The organism is Nocardia cyriacigeorgica NBRC 100375, assembly GCF_000308555.1.
In the GTDB taxonomy this organism is placed as follows: Bacteria; Actinomycetota; Actinomycetes; order Mycobacteriales; family Mycobacteriaceae; genus Nocardia; species Nocardia cyriacigeorgica.
In genome coordinates this window covers 15,893-32,968 of sequence record NZ_BAFY01000022.1, presented here as the reverse complement: position 1 = coordinate 32,968, position 17,076 = coordinate 15,893, and the positions used below count along the sequence as shown (strand labels likewise).

Here is a 17,076-nt window from a genome sequence, read left to right as displayed (position 1 = left end):
CGGTCATGCCGGCACTCCCAGTGCCCCGGCGACGGTGTCGGCGATGTCGTCGACATCGTGGAACGGGCGGGCGACGTACTCGGCGATCGAACCGTCCGACCGGATCAGCACGGTGATCGGCAGCGCGTTCGGTGCGCCCGCGGCCGTGCGCACGGCGGCGTCGGGGTCCTCGACGCCCGGCATGGTCAGTGGTGCCCGGCCAGCGGCACGCTGCTCGTCGTTCAGCGCGGCGAGCATGGCGATGGCCTTGTTCTCGGCGGGGTCGCTGTGCACGGTCAGCACCGTCACCGCCGGTCCCACTCGGTCCGCGTACTCCTGCAGGATGGGCAGCTCGGTGCGGCAGGGCTCGCACCAGTAGGCCCACAGATTCAGTACCGCGGGCTTGCCTGCGAGGGCCGCGGCGAGGTCGATGCGCTCACCGTCGGCCAGGCAGGTCAGCGCGAGCCCGGCCAGCGGGCCCGAACCCACCGCACCGTCGGCCGGACGAGGACATTCGGCCAGACCCGCGGCTGCGCGCTGTTGTGGGTCGATCCTCGCTGCCGAAGTGACTCGATCCTCGACGGTGGTGGAGTCGTCGGTACCGCGCGGCCACAACGCGACGGCGAGCGCGACCACCACGATCAGGGCCGACAGCACCCAGCGCCAGACGACGGGAACTCGGCTCACCGGCCCACCAGCTCGAGCAGATGCTCCGCTTCCGGCCCCTTCACCAGCTCGGCGGCGGCATCCGGGTCAGTAGGCCCGATCCCGAACGAGGGGCAATCCTTGGCCAGCAGGCACACTCCGCACGCCGGTTTGCGCGAATGGCAGACCCGGCGCCCGTGGAAGATCACCCGATGGGACAGCAGTGTCCACTCCTTGCGCTCGATCAGCTCGCCGACGGCCTGTTCGACCTTGACCGGATCCTCTTCGGTCGTCCATCCCCAGCGGCGCACCAGCCGGCCGAAGTGGGTGTCGACGGTGATACCCGGCACCCCGAACGCGTTGCCGAGGATGACGTTGGCAGTCTTGCGCCCGATGCCCGGCAACTTCACAAGTTCGTCCATGGTGTGAGGCAACTCACCATCGAAATTTTCCAGCAGGGCTTGCCCGAGACCGATGAGCGCGTTCGCCTTGTTCCGGTAGAAGCCCGTGGGGCGAATGTATTCCTCGAGTTCGACCCGATTGGCCTCGGCGTATGCGCGCGCGTCAGGGTACTTGGCAAAAAGCGCGGGGGTGGTGAGGTTCACTCGCACATCGGTGCACTGGGCGGACAAGATCGTCGCGACGGCCAATTCCAGCGGTGTGGTGAAATCCAATTCGCAATGCGCGTCCGGAAAAGCCAGCGCCAGTTTCCGGTTCATCCGGCGCGCGCGGCGGACAAGACCCAAGCGGGTTTCCGCCGGTCGAGTGCGGGTTTTCGACTTCGGCGCGCCGTCTGCCGCCGGGACAGGATCAGCCGCCGCGGCGGTGGCCGAAGGCCCGGTCCCGGCCGCGGATGAGGGGGAGACACGCACCCGTCCACCATACGGAACGCACCGACATCGTTGCCTGTCGAGATCTGGTGCCGTGTTCCATCTGAGACCTCGACAGTGTTTACTGCTCGGCATGCAAGGACTCGCTGTGGTGCTCTTCCCAGTGGCGTTGATGCTGTTCGCCCTGGGCATGGAGCGGGTCGAGAACCGGCTCCGCAAACTTCTCGAACCCGACGAAGAAGTTCAGCTGTACTTGGACAAGGCGAGCAACGCCGAGGTGAAAGAGCTGACGAAGCTCGGTCTACCGGCGGCGGTGGCCCGTATGCGCAGGCGCCGCTCCCGCGCCGAGGAAATGGACATCGCCCGGGCCAGCTGAGCCCGCGCGATGCGGAGTTCACGCCACGCAATCCGGCCGTTACGTGGTGTCTGTCACTACGCGCCGTGAATGCCGCGTAGACTGCACTGTCGGCCGACCCACTTCGGTCCAGGACTACAGCCATTTCCCATAAGGAGCACATTCGTGGACGAGGCCCTCGCCAGAGCAGGCATCTTCCAAGGCGTAGAGCCCACCGCGGTGGCGGCGCTCGCCAAACAACTGCAGCCCGTGGATTTCCCGCGCGGCCATGTCATCTTCAACGAAGGTGAGCCCGGCGATCGGCTGTACATCATCACGTCCGGCAAGGTGAAGATCGGTCGCCGTTCCCCGGACGGCCGGGAGAACCTGCTGACCATCATGGGCCCGTCGGACATGTTCGGCGAGCTGTCGATCTTCGACCCCGGCCCGCGGACCTCCACCGCGACCACGGTCACCGAGGTTCGCGCGGTCACCATGGACCGCGAGGCGCTCAAGTCCTGGATCGACCAGCGACCCGAGATCGCCGAGCAGTTGCTGCGCGTGCTGGCCCGTCGCCTGCGCCGCACCAACAACAACCTCGCCGACCTGATCTTCACCGACGTCCCGGGCCGGGTCGCGAAGGCGCTGCTGCAGCTCGCCCAGCGTTTCGGTACCCAGGAGGCGGGTGCGCTTCGGGTCACCCACGACCTCACCCAGGAAGAGATCGCCCAGCTGGTCGGCGCCTCCCGCGAGACCGTGAACAAGGCCCTGGCCGATTTCGCGCACCGCGGCTGGCTGCGGCTCGAGGGCAAGAGCGTGCTGATCTCCGACTCCGAGCGCCTGGCTCGGCGCGCGCGCTGATCTCGCGCACTGCTCGCTGATCGTTCGAGGCCCGGCCGCATCTCGCGGACCGGGCCTCGAACGTGTGCGCCGCAGCCCGTATCAGGGCTGCGACCGCAGATACTGCAGCTGCGCCTGCACCGAACTACGCGCCGCCAGCCACAGCTTCTTGTCGACCTACGCGCCGCCAGCCACAGCTTCTTGTCGACGTCGGCGTACACCTTGCGCACCACCGCCATCGGCCCGGCGTCGGGCCCGAGCTCGGCCAGCGCCGCCCGCACCTGCTCCAGCCGTTCCTGCCGATGGGCGATGTAGTAGCGCGCGACCGGCTCGAGATCCGGATGATCCGGGCCGTGCGCGGGCAGCAATGCCTTGCCCGCGCCCACCTCCACCAGCCGGTCCAGCGACCGCAGGTAGTCGCCGAGCGTGCCGTCGGTCGAATCGAGGACGGTGGTGCCGCGACCGAGGATGGTGTCGCCGGTCAGCACCGCGTCATCGAGCACGAAACTCACCGAATCCCCGGTGTGGCCGGGAGTGTGCAGCACGGTGATACGCAATCCGCCGGCGACGATCACCTCGCCGTCGGTCAGCGTGGCATCGCTGCCGCGCAGGAATTCCCGGTCCATCGCACGCACCGGCGTACCGGTCAGCTTCACCAGCCGGTCGATGCCGCCGGTGTGATCGGAATGCCGGTGCGTGATCAGCGTGAGCGCGATATCGCCGCCGGTCGCGGCGACGATCGCCTCGATGTGCGCGCGCTGCTTCGGACCCGGATCGACTACCACGTAACCGGCGCCGTCCGGGGCCCGCAGGATCCAGGTATTGGTCCCGTCCAGCGTCATCTGGCCCGGATTGTCCGCGAGCAGCACGGCCGCGGTCGGCGTGACCTGCCGCAGCTGCCCGTAGGCGGGATGGGTCAGGGTCATGGGCCTACCTCCTGATCAACGCACCTCGGCGATGAGTTCCACCTCGACCGGGGTGTTCTTCGGCAGTTCGGAGACGCCGACCGCCGAGCGTGCGTGCGTACCCGCGGCGCCGAAGACCTCGCCGAGGAATTCCGAGGCGCCATTGATGACCAGCGGCTGATCGGTGAAACCCGGCGCCGACGCGACGAACCCGACCACCTTCACGATCCGCACGACCTCGTCCAGGCCGACCAGATCGTGCACGGCGGCCAGGGCGTTGAGCGCACACAGCCGGGCGGCCTCGGCGGCCTGCTCCAGCGTCACCTCGGCGCCGACCTTGCCGGTGGCCGACAGCTCGCCGGACACGAACGGCAACTGCCCGGAGGTGTAGACCAGCGAACCGGTACGCACCGCGGGCAGATAGGCCGCGACCGGCGCGGCGACCTCGGGCAGGCTCAGGCCGAGCCGGGCGAGATTGCGTTGCCAGGGGGTTGCGGGCTCGGCAGCGGGCGATTCGAGTGCCATGGCCGCCCGCCCTACTGCTTCGGCCGCTTCAGGTAGGCCACGTGCTGCTCACCGGTCGGGCCGGGCAGCACGGTCACCAGCTCCCAGCCGTCGGCACCCCACTGGTCGAGGATCTGCTTGGTCGCATGGGTGAGCAGCGGAACGGTCGCGTACTCCCACAGGGTCACATCGCTCATGGCTGGAGCCTAATAGGTGGACTCCGGCACGGTCCGACCGCAGCCGCGCCGGTCACCGGTGATACGGGCCGGACGCCACTGTCTGATACACCACACCGCCGGTATCCGGATCCCTAGGGCGCGATCTCAGAACGGGTTATAGGCTCGCGAACGTGGGAGCACCAACAACAGTGCCGGTTTCGGCCGATCCGGGGCTGACGACCGGCTGGCCGGAACGCGCGGCCAGAGCCCGTCTGCACTATGTGTCGGGGAAGGGCGGGACCGGAAAGTCGACGGTCGCCGCGGCCCTGGCGCTGGCGCTGGCCGCGGGCGGACGCCGGGTTCTGCTGGTCGAGGTGGAGAGCAGACAGTCCATCGCCCAGCTGTTCGATCTGCCGCCGCTGCCACCCACCGAGACCAGGATCGCCACAGCCGACGGCGGTGGCGAGGTGGTCGCGCTCGCTCTCGATATCGAGCACGCCTTCCTCGAGTACCTGGACATGTTCTACAACCTGGGTTTCGCCGGGCGCGCCATGCGCCGGATGGGGGCCATCGAGTTCGTCACCACCATCGCACCGGGTCTGCGCGATGTCATCCTGACCGGCAAGATCAAAGAGTGCGCGGTCCGCGTCGACAAGACCGGCAAGCAGGTCTACGACGAGATCGTGGTGGACTCGCCGCCGACCGGACGGATCGCCAGTTTCCTCGACGTCACCCAGGCGATGGCCGAGGTGGCCAAGGGCGGCCCGATCGCCTCGCAGGCCGAGGGCGTATCGAAACTGCTGCATTCGGACCAGACCCTGATCCACCTGGTCACCCTGCTCGAAGCGCTTCCGGTCCAGGAAACCGCCGACGCCATCGCCGAATTGACCGAGGCCGACCTGCGAATCGGCACGGTGATCGTCAACCGGGCCAGCCAGGACGAGCTACCGTCCGAACAGCGCAATCGCGCCGCCGCGGGCGATCTCGACCTCGAGACGATCAGGGCCGGACTCGACAGCGCGGGAATCTCGCTCCCCGAGGACGACTTCCAAGGCCTGATCACCGAGGCCGTCGAGCATTCGGCCACCCTGCGGGCCCAGGACGAGAGCGCCACCGAGCTCGCCAAGATCGATGTCTCCCGGATCTCGTTGCCCGCTCTCACCGACGGCATGGATCTGGGCGGGCTCTACGAGCTGGCCGAACACCTCACCGCACAGGGAGTCCGATGAGCACGCCGCAGCCAGGCGCCCCCCAGCTGGACATCTCGACGATCATCGGCGACCCGAACGCACGCATCGTGGTGTGCTGCGGTTCCGGCGGAGTCGGTAAGACCACCACCGCCGCCGCCATCGCGCTGCGCGCGGCCGAGGCCGGCCGCAAGGTCGTGGTGCTGACCATCGATCCGGCGCGCAGGCTGGCCCAATCGCTCGGCGTCGCCGATCTCGGCAACTCGCCGCAGCGGGTGGATCTGGGTCCCGAGGTCAAGGGCGAATTGCACGCGATGATGCTCAATATGCGCCGGACCTTCGACGACATGGTGCTCGAGCACACCAGCCAGGACAAGGCCGAGCAGATCTTCGCCAACCCCTTCTATCAGACCGTGGCCTCGTCCTTCGGTGGGACGCAGGAGTACATGGCGATGGAAAAGCTCGGACAGCTGGCGAATAAGCGCGAGTGGGATCTGATCGTGGTCGACACTCCCCCATCCCGCAACGCACTGGACTTCCTGGACGCGCCCAAGCGGCTCGGCAATTTCCTCAACGGCCGGATGATCCGAGTGATCATGGCGCCCGGACGCGGCGTCGGCCGGTTCGTCACCGGTGCCATGAGCCTGGCGGTGCGCGGGGTGTCGACGATCGTCGGCGGCCAGATGCTCAAGGACGCGTCGCTGTTCCTGCAATCGCTGGAATCGCTGTTCGGTGGATTCCAGGACCGGGCCAACCGGACCTACGCGATGCTGTCCAAGCCGGGCACCCACTTCCTGGTGGTCGCGGCGCCAGAACCCGATGCCCTGCGTGAGGCCTCATTCTTCGTCGACCGGCTCTCCACCGAGAAGATGCCGCTGGCCGGGCTGGTGCTGAACCGAACCCACCCGATCCGCAGCGCGCTGTCCGCTGATCACGCGCTGACCGCCGCCGACCAGTTGGCCGAAACGAATCCGCTGACGGCGGCGGTGCTGCGCATCCACGCCCACCGGGTGGCTACCGCGAAACGCGAACGGCATCTGCTGCTGCGCTTCACCGGAGCCCACCCTCGGGTGCCGATCGTGCCGGTGACCGCGCTGCCCTTCGAGGTCTCCGATCTCGAAGCGCTACGCGCGGTCGGCGATCAACTCACCCGGACTCCGGCCGGCTCGGCCGTGCCGGTTACATAGCCACCTGATGCTGGCGCTGGGCCTGGAAGAAATCGGCCCATGAGGTCACTTCGGGGTGCTGCTTGAGCAGCGCACGCCGCTGTCGCTCGGTCATTCCGCCCCACACACCGAACTCGACCCGGTTGTCGAGTGCGTCGGCTCCGCACTGCATCAATACCGGGCAGTGCCTGCAGATCGTTGCCGCTTTGCGCTGCGCCGCGCCACGTACGAACAGCTGATCGGGGTCTACTTCCTTGCATCGGGCCTGGGATACCCAGGCGATCCTCGCTTCGGCCTGCTCTACGTCCAATCGAGCGATGGGGGTTGTCATGTGCATTTGGTGTGCCCCTTTGCAGTCCGAACACCGGTCAACGGCGCTCCGGAATCGCGTGTCAGCCCCGCAGCAACCCAAACCCCGCTGCGAAGTGCACCACATTCCACTTTGAGTGTTAGCTCTATCACACTGGGTTCTCAATCTAGGTAAAGGTATGCCGGGAGCGCAAGACCGAGCTGTGATTTTTTGGTACGTCCGTGCCGCGACCACGCGACACGCCAGTGACCCAATCGCGACACGCCACCGAACCGACCGTTATCGCATGTTCGATCGAACGCGGCGCTCACCGGCCCGCCGTCGACGCGGGATTTCGAGCGCAGAACCCACCCCGACCTGCAATCGAGCAATTCGGATCAAACACACCCGCGAGAGCGTCCGACCCACCCCTTAGTCTGGTCCCGTGCCGATCAGACATACGCTCGCGAAGCTGGCCGTTAGCTGCATGCTGGCCGCCGTGCTCGTCGCCGGGCTGTTGTTCCCGCTCGCAGGCGGTTTCGGATTCGTTTCCAACCGCGCCGCCGATGCCGTCGACAACGTCTCCGCCGAGTTGGTCGAGGGCACGGTGCCCGCGGTGTCGACGATGGTCGACGCGGCGGGCAATCCGATCGCCTGGCTCTACGAACAACGCCGTTTCGAGGTGCCGAGCGAGAAGATCTCCAACGACATGAAGCTGGCGATCGTCTCCATCGAGGACCGCCGCTTCGCCGACCACGACGGCGTCGACTGGCAGGGCACGCTACGCGCCTTCCTCACCAACACCACCAGTGGCGAGGTGCAGCAGGGCGCCTCCACCATCGACCAGCAATATGTGAAGAACTTCCAGCTGCTCGTGGTCGCCAAGACCGACGCCGAACGCCGTGCCGCGATCGAGACCACCCCGGCCCGCAAGATCCGGGAGATCCGGATGGCGCTGACGCTGGACAAAGAACTGACCAAGGACGAGATCCTCACCCGCTACCTGAACCTGGTGCCGTTCGGTAACTCCTCCTACGGCATCCAGGACGCCGCGCAGACCTATTTCGGCATCGACGCCGCCGATCTGAATGTGCCGCAGTCGGCGATGCTGGCGGGCATGGTGCAGAGCAGCTCGAAGCTCAACCCCTACACCAACCCCGAGGGCGTGCTGGCCCGCCGCAACACCGTGCTGGACACCATGATCCAGAACATCCCCAGCCGCGCCGACGAATTCCGCAAGGCCAAGAGCGAGCCGCTGGGCGTGCTGCCCGAGCCCAAGGGCCTGCCCCGCGGCTGCATCGCGGCCGGCGACCGCGGCTTCTTCTGCGATTACGCGCTGCAGTACCTGGCCAATGCCGGTATCAGCCGCGAACAGATCGAGAAGGGCGGCTACCTGATCCGCACCACTCTCGATCCGGCCGTGCAGGATTCGGTCAAGCGCGCGGTCTCCGAGGCCGCGCCGCCGGACCTGGAGAACATCGCCGAGGTCATGTCGGTGGTCGCACCGGGCCAGGACTCCCACCCGGTCCTCGCCATGGCCAGCAGCCGCACCTACGGCCTCAACCGGGAGGCGCACGAAACGCTGCTGGCCCAGCCGTACTCGATGGTCGGTGACGGCGCCGGCTCGGTGTTCAAGCTGTTCACCACGGCCGCGGCGATGGAGAAGGGCATGGGCATCAATGCCCAGCTCGACGTGCCCGGCCGGTTCAACGCCCAGGGCATGGGTAACGGCGGCGCCCCCGGTTGCCCCCCGGCGACCTACTGCGTCGAGAACGCCGGCCGCTACAAGTCGCCGATGTCGGTGACCGAGGCGCTGGCGACCTCACCCAACACCGCGTTCGTCAAGCTCATCCAGGCCGTCGGCGTCACCCCGACCGTCGATATGGCCGTCCGCCTCGGGATGCGGTCCTACACCGAACCCGGCAGCTCGGGCCTGGAGAACAATCAGAGCCTCGCCGACATGATCAAGAGCCAGAACCTCGGCTCGTTCACCCTCGGCCCGGTTCCGATCAACCCGCTCGAGCTGTCCAATGTCGCCGCCACGCTGGCTTCCGGCGGCAAATGGTGCCCGCCCTCGCCGATCAAAGAAGTGATCGACCGCAGCGGCAAGCAGGTGCCGCTGACCCAGCAGGCCTGCGAGCAGGTGGTCGAGCCCGGCCTGGCCAACACCCTGGCCAACGCCATGAGCAAGGACGATCAGCCCGGCGGTACCGCCTTCGCCGCGGCCGCCAACGCGGGCTGGACGCTGCCGATGGCCGGTAAGACCGGAACCACCGAAAGCCACCGCTCCTCGGCGTTCGTCGGCTTCACCAACTCACTGGCTGCGTCGGTCTATGTCTACGGCGACAGCCCGACGCCCGGCGAGATCTGCTCGTTCCCGCTGCGCAACTGCGGCGCGAGCGACGCCAACGGCCTGTTCGGCGGTAACGAACCCGCGCGGACCTGGTACAACGCGATCAAACCCATCGTCGGGAACTTCCCGCCGCCCGTGCTGCCGCCGCTGGACGACAAGTACGTGCGCGGCGCCAACAACGCGCAAGTGCCCGACGTGGTCGGGATGAAGCAGGGTGAGGCGACCGCCGCGCTGATCGCGGCCGGATTCAAGGTCACTCCGGTGGAATCGTCCGGGTCGGCGCCGAAGGGCACCGTGACCGGGTCCTCACCGAACGGGTCTGCCATTCCGGGATCGCTGGTGACGATCTACGTCAGCGACGGCACCGTGCGCACCCCGCCGCCGCCCGGGCCGCAGGGACCGCCGCCGGGCGTGCCGGGCCTCCCGCCACCGCCGCGGCTGCCGCCCATCCCGATCCCGATTCCGCTGCCGTTCCCCCGGTAACGACAACGCCGACCCGGTCTGACCGGGTCGGCGTTTCGTTTGTCTGCTGGTCGAACGGTTACAGCCGGGCCTTCACCGCCGCGGAGATCCTGGCGCCGTCGGCCTTGCCCTCGGCCAGCGCGGTGGCGATCTTCATGACCTGACCCATCTGGCGCATACCGGGACGCTGACCGGTCTGCTCGGCGATCTGGGCGATGGCCGTATCGGCGATGTCGGCGACCTCGGCTTCGGTCAACTGGGTCGGCAGGTATTCGTCGATGATCCTGGCCTCCGCGTGCTCGTTGGCCGCCAGCTCACCGCGCCCGGCCTGGGCGTACACCTCCGCGGCCTCGTTGCGCTTCTTGGATTCCTTGGCCAGCACCGCGACCACCTCGGCGTCGGAGAGCTCACGTGCCTCGGGGCCCGCGACCTCGGCGGACTGGATGGCGGCGAGCAGCATCCGCAACGTGGCAAGACGCAGCGTGTCCTTGGATTTCATCGCGGCGGTCATATCCGCACGCAGCTGCGATTTGAGTTCCGACATGTGCCTCACGGTAGCCGCTGGGCCGGACCGGGCCCACCACATTTACCCGGCCGGTCGGCCCATCTGTGCCTGAACACACGCCGCGTTCGAGACCACCGTCACCTATGCTGGGCAAATGCCCGTGATCTCGACCTCCGCTGTCCGTCGAACCGCGCTGGGCGCCGCCGGAGCCGCGGTGGCCGGAGTCGGCTATGCCTCCCTCATCGAACGCAACGCGTTCGTGCTGCGCGAGGCGACGATGCCGGTGCTGCGGCCGGGTTCGGCGACGCTTCGGGTCCTGCACATCAGCGATCTGCACATGATGCCCGGCCAGAAGCTCAAACAGCAGTGGCTGCGCGAGCTGGACCGGCTGGAACCGGACCTGGTGGTGAACACCGGGGACAACCTCTCGCATCAGAAGTCGGTGCCTGCCGTCGTGCAGGCGCTCGGCGGATTGCTTTCGCGCCCAGGGCTTTTCATCTTCGGCAGCAACGACTACTTCGCGCCGGTGCCGAAGAACCCGCTCAAGTACTTCAAGACCGATCATCGCCGCGTCCACGGCGCGCCGCTGCCATGGAAGGATCTGCGCGCCGCCTTCACCGAACGCGGCTGGCTGGATCTGACCCATGTGCGCCGCGACCTGGAAGTGGCGGGCATCCGCATCGCCAGCGCCGGCGTCGACGATCCGCACCTGCAGCGTGACCGCTACGACACCATCGCCGGTGCCCCCAATCCACTCGCCGACCTGCGCATCGGTCTCACCCACTCCCCCGAGCCGCGGGTGCTGGACCGATTCGCCGAAGACGGCTACGACCTGGTGCTGGCCGGCCATACCCACGGCGGTCAGCTGTGCCTGCCCGGTTACGGCGCTCTTGTCACCAACTGCGATATCGACCGTTCCCGGGTCAAGGGCCCGTCGAAGTGGGGTGCGCACACCCGGCTGCACGTCTCGGCCGGCCTCGGCACGTCGCCGTGGGCGCCCTACCGCTTCTGCTGCCGCCCGGAAGCCACCCTCCTGACTCTGGTCGCCGCACCGCCGAAGCGCCCGAACTCCGATACCGCGCAGGGCGTTTCGACCTCGGAGACCGTCGCCCGCTAGGGTCGCTTGCCGAGACTTTTGCCGGCAAGAGGACGAACGTGAACACTGTCGACCCCAGCAACGGGGCGTGCCCGGCGGGCCGGCCGGCGCCCGGCGCGTTGCCCGACCCAGGCATGCACCACCTGCCGCCCGGCGGTCAGGAAGCGGCCCCGATTCAGACCGGGCCATCGGCGCCCACGCAGACCGGACAGTGGGCGCCAGGTCATGGGCACGCGTCCTCCGACCTTGGACCGATGCCAGGGCAGCCGCCCGTCGCCCCCGGCGCCGCGCCAACGGAAACCGCGCAGCCGGGGCCGGACTACGCCACGCCAGCCGCCCCACAGCTCGCACCGCCCATCGCCCCCGAAGCCGCGCCAACGCAAACCGGTCAGCCGGGGCCGGACTACGCCACGCCAGCCGCCCCACAGCTCGCACCGCCCATCGCTCCTGAAGCCGCACCGACACAAACCGGACAGCCCGGCCCGGGCCACGCCACACCAGCCGCCCCACAGCTCGCACCGCCCATCGCCCCCGAAGCCGCACCGACACAAGGCGGGCAACCCACACCGACCTACCCCACGCCGCTGGCTCCGCAGCTCGACCCGCCCGCTGCTCTTGCTGCAGCGCCGCCGCAACCCGGGCATTGGGCGCCCGGAGCCGCAACCGGCGTTCCCATCTCCGGCTCGGTGCAGCAACTCCTGCCCCCGGTGGCAGCGTTGACACCAATCGGCCACTGGACCGATGGCCGTCCGAACTCGACGAACCCCGGCGCTCCCGGGCAGAACTGGGCGGGCCCGAACACACCGATCGGGCAACCTCCCGGCGCGCACCCCTTCGGGCCTGCCGCTCGGCTCGGGCAATCCGTCGGCCCCGAGGCCGCGCCAACGCAAGGCGGGCAACCCACACCGTCGGCCCGACAGCTCGGCCTGTCCCCTGTTCTCGCGGCAGCGCCGACGCAGACCGGGCAGTGGGCACCTGGAACCGCAGGCGGCGCTCCCGTCCCCGGCTCGGTACAGCTACCCCTGCCCCCGGAGGCGGCGGCGACACAAACCGGCCCCTCGACCGATAGCCAGCCGAACTCGACGAACCCCCGCGCTCCCGGACAGATCTGGGCGAACCCGAACACATCGATCGGGCAATCTCCCGGCGCTCACCCCTTCGGGCCGGTCGCTCAGCCGTTCGGGCCCGCCGGCCCCGACGCACCCGGCGGCACACCGGGCGGCTCCGGAAGGCTCTTCGCCTTCGGTGCGGCTGCGATGGCCGTGGTCGCCGTCGGCGTCGGCGTGGTCGCGGTCACCGTCAGCGGATCCGATGAGGCCTCGGCGTCCGACGGATCCACTCCGTCCATGGTCAGCGCACTCACGACCGGCGAATCCGCGTCGAAGGCACCGCGTTCCACGACGACACGTTCGCGTCCGGCCGATCCGAGCCCCGACGCCGAACTCGGCCCGATCGTGCCCGGGTTCCAGCCGGTCGCGGTACCCAACCGCAGCGCCGCCTACGACGTCACCGAACTCGGCACCAAGTCGGCGACCATCGCCTACGCCGGCAGCCGCGACGTCAGCCCCGGCGCCGCGCAGCCGCTCGCCTCGGCGGACGGATCCCAGCAGGGCATGCTCGTCGAAACAACAGGCAAACTCGACTCCGCGAAACCCGGCTGCGCCAACCAGTTCTCCGTCTTCACCTACGCCGTCCCCGCCCGCACCGGAACCACCGTGCTGGTCCTGGCCGCCGACACCGGCGTCCCCGGCGCCGTCGACCTCGAGACCGCCAAGCGCGTCCTCACCAGCATTCGCCCCCTGAAACCCTGACTGACCTGCTGGTTTAACGTCCAGCCCCGACCTGTTGTAAGCTACCTCAGGTCCGCTTCACGGGGTGTGGCGCAGCTTGGTAGCGCGCTTCGTTCGGGACGAAGAGGTCGTGGGTTCAAATCCCGCCACCCCGACTCGTGTGGTTGAGACACGATAGAGCCCCTGATCAGGGATTCCTGGTCAGGGGCTTTTTCTTGCCCGGCGACGGTAGCTTCCTTGCCTGCCGCTTCCGGGACACCAGCACTCGACGAGCCCGCAGCCCAGGATGCGCCTTGCCGTGCAGACCGGGCACCGCCTTGGCGTTGGCGCCCGGTGGGATCGCGCCGTATCGGAACCGCAGCCCGCACGACGGCGACGACAGGTGTCCGCAAGTTCGGCGCTCCGATACGGCCACGTCAGGGGATTACCTGCCGCTGGAGACGGAGGGCGCACCGGAGCAGTTTGTGGGTCAGCACCCCCGCGCGCCGGCGTACCGGGGAAAACGTTCGATCATCGCTACGTCGAAAGCCTGCGCACGGTCGGCGGAATCCCACTTATGGAACGCATCCCGGCGCAGATACCAATTCATCAGCGCTGCCGCACCCTCGACCTCACCGTTGACCACGGACAAAACGACGGCAGCCCGAAGCAACACCGGGTCCGGATTCTCGCCGTCCCAGTCATCCTGCGTGGCCGGTGTGCGTGCCGCCGCCAACAGCCGTTCGGGGCTGTTGAATCGCGAGAACCACTCGGCCGCCGGACCCTGGAGAAGCCGGAGGAATTCGCGCACAGCACCGTCGATTCCGGCTTCACCTCCCACGGAGATCTCGCCGGGATCGTCAGGGTTTTCGAAGTACCCGAAATCCACTGACTCCAGGTAGTTCTGTCCCCAGCCGCCCTTGGCCAGGGCTTCCCCGGGCATATCGCGCAGTACGTCCTCGACAGCAGCCGACACGAGCCATGCGCTCGCCGCGATGCCGACGCCCGCGTGGCCGTTTCCCTGGATGTGGGCCTTGATCGCGGCGGTCATGCGAGGTACCCCACTATCGGGTCCGACGAACCACGCTCTGATCCATGACGGCTTCTCGACATCGGGCCCGGCGGCACCCAGGTCGTCCAGCGGCCCGGAGGGAGTGAAGCCGTGCGCTGCCAACGCCTCGGTCAGTTCATCGACGACCTTTCCCATCAGACGGACTTTCCCAGTGACCACGCCTGTGTCCTCCAGCGGTAATCCCACACATTTGAATCTGGTCGTAGCAATGGTGGGCAGAGTTTCGTTCTTTCCGGGCCGGTTCGCACTGTTCAGGTGATCTCGAGGCGGTCGTCGAGTAGGAACGGCAGCAGGAAATTGCGGAGCAGGGCGCGTTCTTCGTCCTCGCCGGCGCCGGGCAGCGTCAGCAGCGACACCATGGTGCGGACGGTCCAGGTGCCGAGCCGCACCGCCGCCTCGGGGGTGAGATCGGCGCGGAAGTTGTGCACGAAGGCGGCGGTGAGGGTGTCGATGACGCCCGGCGACTCCGACAGCTGCGCGACGATGCCCGCGTTCTCCGGCTCGAACCACACCGCCAGATGCGGCGTCTTGCGGACCTCGGCCAGCAGGGCGGTGAGCACATCGAGCAGCTGTCCCTCGAGATCGGGCCCGTCGAATCGGTGGGCCCGCCACACCCGCTCCACCAGCAGCCGTGCCTCACGGGCCGCGAACGCGACGTAGAGCGATTGCCGGTTGTCGAAATAGCGGTACAGCGTCGCCCGCGAACAACCGGCCGCCTCCGCGACCTCGGCCATACCGACCCCGGTGACGCCCTTGTCCATCGACAGGGCACGTACCGCGTCGAGGATCCGCTCGGCCGCCAGTTCGGCCCGGCCACCCGCCAACCAGTCAGCACTCATCGGCTGATCTTCTCAGCCCGCGCACCGGAACGGCACGGTGGTTGGCCTACGCACATACGGCCCGGACGCATACTCCACCGCATCGATGTCGACGCGATAATCCGGGAACCGCGCCAACAGCTCCTCCAACGCCACCCTCGCCTGCATACGGGCGGCCGCCGCGCCGAGACAGTGGTGCGGCCCGTGCCCGAAGGTCATGATGCGCTGGGGATTCCGGTCGATGTCGAGTTCAGCGGCGTCGGCACCGAAGGCCTGCTCGTCCCGGTTCGCGGACCCGTACACCAGCAGCACTTTGCGACCGGCCGGAATCGTGACCCCGGCCAGCTCCACATCTCGGGTGGCCGTGCGCGCCAGCCCCTGCACGGGCGAGGTCAGCCGTGCGAACTCCTCGACGGCGAGCTTGATGCGGTCGGGGTCCTCGGCGAGTGCCGCGCGCTGCTCGGGATGCTGCTGCAGCAGCTGCACAGCGCCGCCGAGCAGTCCGGTGGTGGTGTCGTTGCCACCGGCGACCATGGTCCAGGTGTAGGCCAGGATCTGCACCAGACCGTCGACATCGGCGTCGTCGGCGGCCATCCCGGCCTGCACCAGCAGCGAGACGGTGTCGTCGCCGGGATCGGTGCGCCTGCGTTTGATCAGTTCGGCGAAGTAGCCGAGCATCTCCATCGAGGCCTGCTGGGCGGCCGCGGTGCGTTCGGTGCTCGCCGCGACCACGGCGTCGGTCCAGCCGTCGAACCGGTCCCGATCCTGCTCGGGCACCCCGAGGTAGTAGGCAACCACCATGCTCGGCAGCGGTTTGAACAGATCTTTGACGATATCGCCGCCGCCCTGCTCGGCCAGCCGGTCCAGCCGTTCGCGGACGAAGCCGCGCACCACCGGCTCGACGTCGGCGACCTGGCGCGGGGTGAATCCGCGCGCGACGAGCTTGCGGAATTCGGTGTGCTGCGGGGGATCCTGCATGACCATCGGCGGGTTCGCGGTCAACCCGATCTGCTCGAGCTCGCCGTATTCGACGGTGAGCCCGTCGCGGGAGGAGAAGGTGTCGGTGTCGCGGGCTGCGGCGTAGACGTGCTCGTGCCGGGTCAGCACCCAGTAGTCGTGGTCGGGTTGCTCGGCGGGCACCACCCGGTGCACCGGATCGTGCTCGCGCAGCGCGGCATACATCGCCCATGGCTCTCGCCAGGTCGGGCCGGAGCGCAGTTCGAACAACGGATCGACACGAGACTCATTTGCCAACATGTTCCGACGGTAAGACAGAATCAGCGATTTGTCTACATGCGATCGCGACTGCGACCGACCTGGGGAAATTCGGGAACGCGCAGCGGCGCATTCGGCGCCGTGAGCACACGCTTACCTACCGGTTACGCACGGTGATTCCACGGAAACGCGAGGTCCATAGCGTATACAGGCATGTCGACACGGGTGGCCACACCGGCCGATACCTCGGGAAAACCGTTGCGAGACGTGGTGTACGAAACGCTGCGCGCGGAACTGATGAACGGCGACATCAAGTTCGGCGAACGCCTCACCGAACCGAAGGTCTCCGCGCGCTTCGGCATCTCGCGCACACCGGTCCGCGAGGCGCTCACCGTGCTCTGTTCGGACGGCTTGCTGCAACGTGAGGAGTACGGGTTCTCGCCCGTGCGCCCGAGCATTCCGCTGGTGCGCGACCTGTACGAGTTGCGAATCACCCTGGAACTCGGCGGTTTACAGCGCGCGATGCAGAACCCGGAGGTTGTGCACGACAAGGCGCTGCTGACCGCCGAACGCAAGTCCTGGCTGGACCTGCAGGGCGACCCACCCGAACAGGAGCCGGGTTTCGTGGTCCGCGACGAGGAATTCCACGTCACCCTGCTGACCGCCTCCGGCAATGCCGAGATGGTGCGGGCGCTGCGCTCGGTGAACTCTCGCATCCGCCATGTCCGGATGTACGACTTCATGGTCAACAACCGCATCGAGACCACCATCTCCGAGCATCTGGCCATCCTCGATGCCGTTCTCGCCGAGGATCTTTCGCTGGCCTACCGGTTGCTGCACACCCATATCGGCGAATCGCTGGACGTCGTACTCGACCGCGTCACCCGCGCGATCGCGGCCATGTCCTTGGCCACCGACTAGCCCCAACCGAACACAGGAGCCCGACGTG

General features: G+C 68.0%; 17 protein-coding genes, 1 tRNA gene and 1 pseudogene. 9 read left to right on the top strand and 10 right to left on the bottom strand.

Features of this window, described 5'->3' with window-relative positions:
• Positions 1-3: 3 nt before the first annotated feature.
• Positions 4-666, bottom strand: coding sequence for a TlpA family protein disulfide reductase (locus RJ05_RS01655; protein ID WP_036532231.1), 663 nt, complete (start codon positions 664-666; stop codon positions 4-6).
• Positions 663-1,370, bottom strand: a complete 708-nt coding sequence (gene nth / locus RJ05_RS01650) for an endonuclease III (protein ID WP_051016085.1) — start codon at positions 1,368-1,370, stop codon at positions 663-665. Before nth ends, RJ05_RS01655 begins: the two co-directional genes overlap by 4 nt.
• Before the next feature lie 232 nt (positions 1,371-1,602).
• Here nth and RJ05_RS01645 point away from each other — a divergent pair, with 232 nt between their 5' ends.
• Both RJ05_RS01645 and RJ05_RS01640 read left to right on the top strand, forming a co-directional pair.
• On the top strand, positions 1,603-1,830 hold the full coding sequence (locus tag RJ05_RS01645) for a hypothetical protein (RefSeq protein ID WP_081597118.1): 228 nt from the start codon (positions 1,603-1,605) through the stop codon (positions 1,828-1,830).
• A gap of 144 nt (positions 1,831-1,974) precedes the next feature.
• The gene (locus RJ05_RS01640; RefSeq protein ID WP_014348619.1) at positions 1,975-2,649 is read left to right on the top strand and encodes a Crp/Fnr family transcriptional regulator; all 675 of its coding nucleotides are present in this window, start codon (positions 1,975-1,977) and stop codon (positions 2,647-2,649) included.
• Between the two features lie 143 nt (positions 2,650-2,792).
• Here RJ05_RS01640 and RJ05_RS29745 read toward each other — a convergent pair.
• The 3 genes and pseudogenes from RJ05_RS29745 to sp36 all read right to left on the bottom strand — a co-directional run.
• Positions 2,793-3,554, bottom strand: a pseudogene (locus tag RJ05_RS29745) (MBL fold metallo-hydrolase); the annotation flags it as partial.
• A 15-nt stretch (positions 3,555-3,569) separates the two neighbouring features.
• A complete protein-coding gene (locus RJ05_RS01630; RefSeq protein ID WP_051016083.1) occupies positions 3,570-4,058 on the bottom strand; it encodes a RidA family protein in 489 nt (162 codons plus the stop codon).
• Between the two features lie 11 nt (positions 4,059-4,069).
• Complete coding sequence (gene sp36, locus RJ05_RS30485; protein ID WP_014348616.1) at positions 4,070-4,234, bottom strand: Sp36 family protein; 165 nt, start codon at positions 4,232-4,234, stop codon at positions 4,070-4,072.
• 170 nt (positions 4,235-4,404) lie between these two features.
• Here sp36 and bagA point away from each other — a divergent pair, with 170 nt between their 5' ends.
• Positions 4,405-5,424: an ATPase BagA gene (gene bagA, locus RJ05_RS01625; RefSeq protein WP_036532218.1), complete on the top strand. Its 1,020-nt coding sequence runs from the start codon at positions 4,405-4,407 to the stop codon at positions 5,422-5,424.
• A complete protein-coding gene (gene bagB / locus RJ05_RS01620; protein WP_036532217.1) occupies positions 5,421-6,569 on the top strand; it encodes an ATPase BagB in 1,149 nt (382 codons plus the stop codon). The genes bagA and bagB overlap by 4 nt, the downstream gene beginning before the upstream one ends.
• Here bagB and RJ05_RS01615 read toward each other — a convergent pair.
• Positions 6,562-6,885 (bottom strand): WhiB family transcriptional regulator, encoded by a 324-nt coding sequence (locus tag RJ05_RS01615; protein WP_011206869.1) that lies wholly within the window; start codon positions 6,883-6,885, stop codon positions 6,562-6,564. The two genes, bagB and RJ05_RS01615, sit on opposite strands and share 8 nt — an antisense overlap.
• 439 nt (positions 6,886-7,324) lie before the next feature.
• Here RJ05_RS01615 and RJ05_RS01610 point away from each other — a divergent pair, with 439 nt between their 5' ends.
• Positions 7,325-9,673, top strand: coding sequence for a penicillin-binding protein (locus tag RJ05_RS01610; protein ID WP_036532215.1), 2,349 nt, complete (start codon positions 7,325-7,327; stop codon positions 9,671-9,673).
• A gap of 58 nt (positions 9,674-9,731) precedes the next feature.
• On the opposite strand, the gene RJ05_RS01605 is transcribed toward RJ05_RS01610, so the two are convergent.
• Complete coding sequence (locus RJ05_RS01605; protein ID WP_036532214.1) at positions 9,732-10,196, bottom strand: GatB/YqeY domain-containing protein; 465 nt, start codon at positions 10,194-10,196, stop codon at positions 9,732-9,734.
• Between the two features lie 115 nt (positions 10,197-10,311).
• Between RJ05_RS01605 and RJ05_RS01600 the strand changes: the two genes are divergently transcribed.
• From RJ05_RS01600 to RJ05_RS01590, 3 genes are all read left to right on the top strand, one after another.
• Entirely contained in the window at positions 10,312-11,274 is a 963-nt protein-coding gene (locus RJ05_RS01600) for a metallophosphoesterase (protein WP_036532211.1), read from the top strand.
• Positions 11,275-12,509: 1,235 nt separating this feature from the next.
• Entirely contained in the window at positions 12,510-13,064 is a 555-nt protein-coding gene (locus RJ05_RS01595) for a DUF8017 domain-containing protein (RefSeq protein ID WP_036532209.1), read from the top strand.
• A 60-nt stretch (positions 13,065-13,124) separates the two neighbouring features.
• Positions 13,125-13,198: transfer RNA gene (locus RJ05_RS01590), tRNA-Pro, on the top strand.
• Positions 13,199-13,512: 314 nt separating this feature from the next.
• On the opposite strand, the gene RJ05_RS01585 is transcribed toward RJ05_RS01590, so the two are convergent.
• The 3 genes from RJ05_RS01585 to RJ05_RS01575 form a co-directional block, all read right to left on the bottom strand.
• On the bottom strand, positions 13,513-14,280 hold the full coding sequence (locus RJ05_RS01585) for a hypothetical protein (RefSeq protein ID WP_138445826.1): 768 nt from the start codon (positions 14,278-14,280) through the stop codon (positions 13,513-13,515).
• Positions 14,281-14,345: 65 nt separating this feature from the next.
• Positions 14,346-14,933: a TetR/AcrR family transcriptional regulator gene (locus RJ05_RS01580; RefSeq protein WP_036532202.1), complete on the bottom strand. Its 588-nt coding sequence runs from the start codon at positions 14,931-14,933 to the stop codon at positions 14,346-14,348.
• Between the two features lie 12 nt (positions 14,934-14,945).
• The gene (locus RJ05_RS01575) at positions 14,946-16,169 is read right to left on the bottom strand and encodes a cytochrome P450 (RefSeq protein WP_036532198.1); all 1,224 of its coding nucleotides are present in this window, start codon (positions 16,167-16,169) and stop codon (positions 14,946-14,948) included.
• A 171-nt stretch (positions 16,170-16,340) separates the two neighbouring features.
• Between RJ05_RS01575 and RJ05_RS01570 the strand changes: the two genes are divergently transcribed.
• Positions 16,341-17,048, top strand: a complete 708-nt coding sequence (locus RJ05_RS01570) for a GntR family transcriptional regulator (RefSeq protein ID WP_036532195.1) — start codon at positions 16,341-16,343, stop codon at positions 17,046-17,048.
• Positions 17,049-17,076: the final 28 nt, after the last annotated feature.

What these genes read in the sequence shown, in the direction of transcription:
- RJ05_RS01630 (WP_051016083.1), bottom strand. Translation starts at nt 4,058, where the DNA reads ATGGCACTCGAATCGCCCGCTGCCGAGCCCGCAACCCCCTGGCAACGC.
- sp36 (WP_014348616.1), bottom strand. Translation starts at nt 4,234, where the DNA reads ATGAGCGATGTGACCCTGTGGGAGTACGCGACCGTTCCGCTGCTCACC.
- bagB (WP_036532217.1), top strand. Translation starts at nt 5,421, where the DNA reads ATGAGCACGCCGCAGCCAGGCGCCCCCCAGCTGGACATCTCGACGATC.
- RJ05_RS01615 (WP_011206869.1), bottom strand. Translation starts at nt 6,885, where the DNA reads ATGCACATGACAACCCCCATCGCTCGATTGGACGTAGAGCAGGCCGAA.
- RJ05_RS01610 (WP_036532215.1), top strand. Translation starts at nt 7,325, where the DNA reads ATGCTGGCCGCCGTGCTCGTCGCCGGGCTGTTGTTCCCGCTCGCAGGC.
- RJ05_RS01605 (WP_036532214.1), bottom strand. Translation starts at nt 10,196, where the DNA reads ATGTCGGAACTCAAATCGCAGCTGCGTGCGGATATGACCGCCGCGATG.
- RJ05_RS01600 (WP_036532211.1), top strand. Translation starts at nt 10,312, where the DNA reads ATGCCCGTGATCTCGACCTCCGCTGTCCGTCGAACCGCGCTGGGCGCC.
- RJ05_RS01595 (WP_036532209.1), top strand. Translation starts at nt 12,510, where the DNA reads ATGGCCGTGGTCGCCGTCGGCGTCGGCGTGGTCGCGGTCACCGTCAGC.
- RJ05_RS01580 (WP_036532202.1), bottom strand. Translation starts at nt 14,933, where the DNA reads ATGAGTGCTGACTGGTTGGCGGGTGGCCGGGCCGAACTGGCGGCCGAG.
- RJ05_RS01575 (WP_036532198.1), bottom strand. Translation starts at nt 16,169, where the DNA reads ATGTTGGCAAATGAGTCTCGTGTCGATCCGTTGTTCGAACTGCGCTCC.
- RJ05_RS01570 (WP_036532195.1), top strand. Translation starts at nt 16,341, where the DNA reads ATGTCGACACGGGTGGCCACACCGGCCGATACCTCGGGAAAACCGTTG.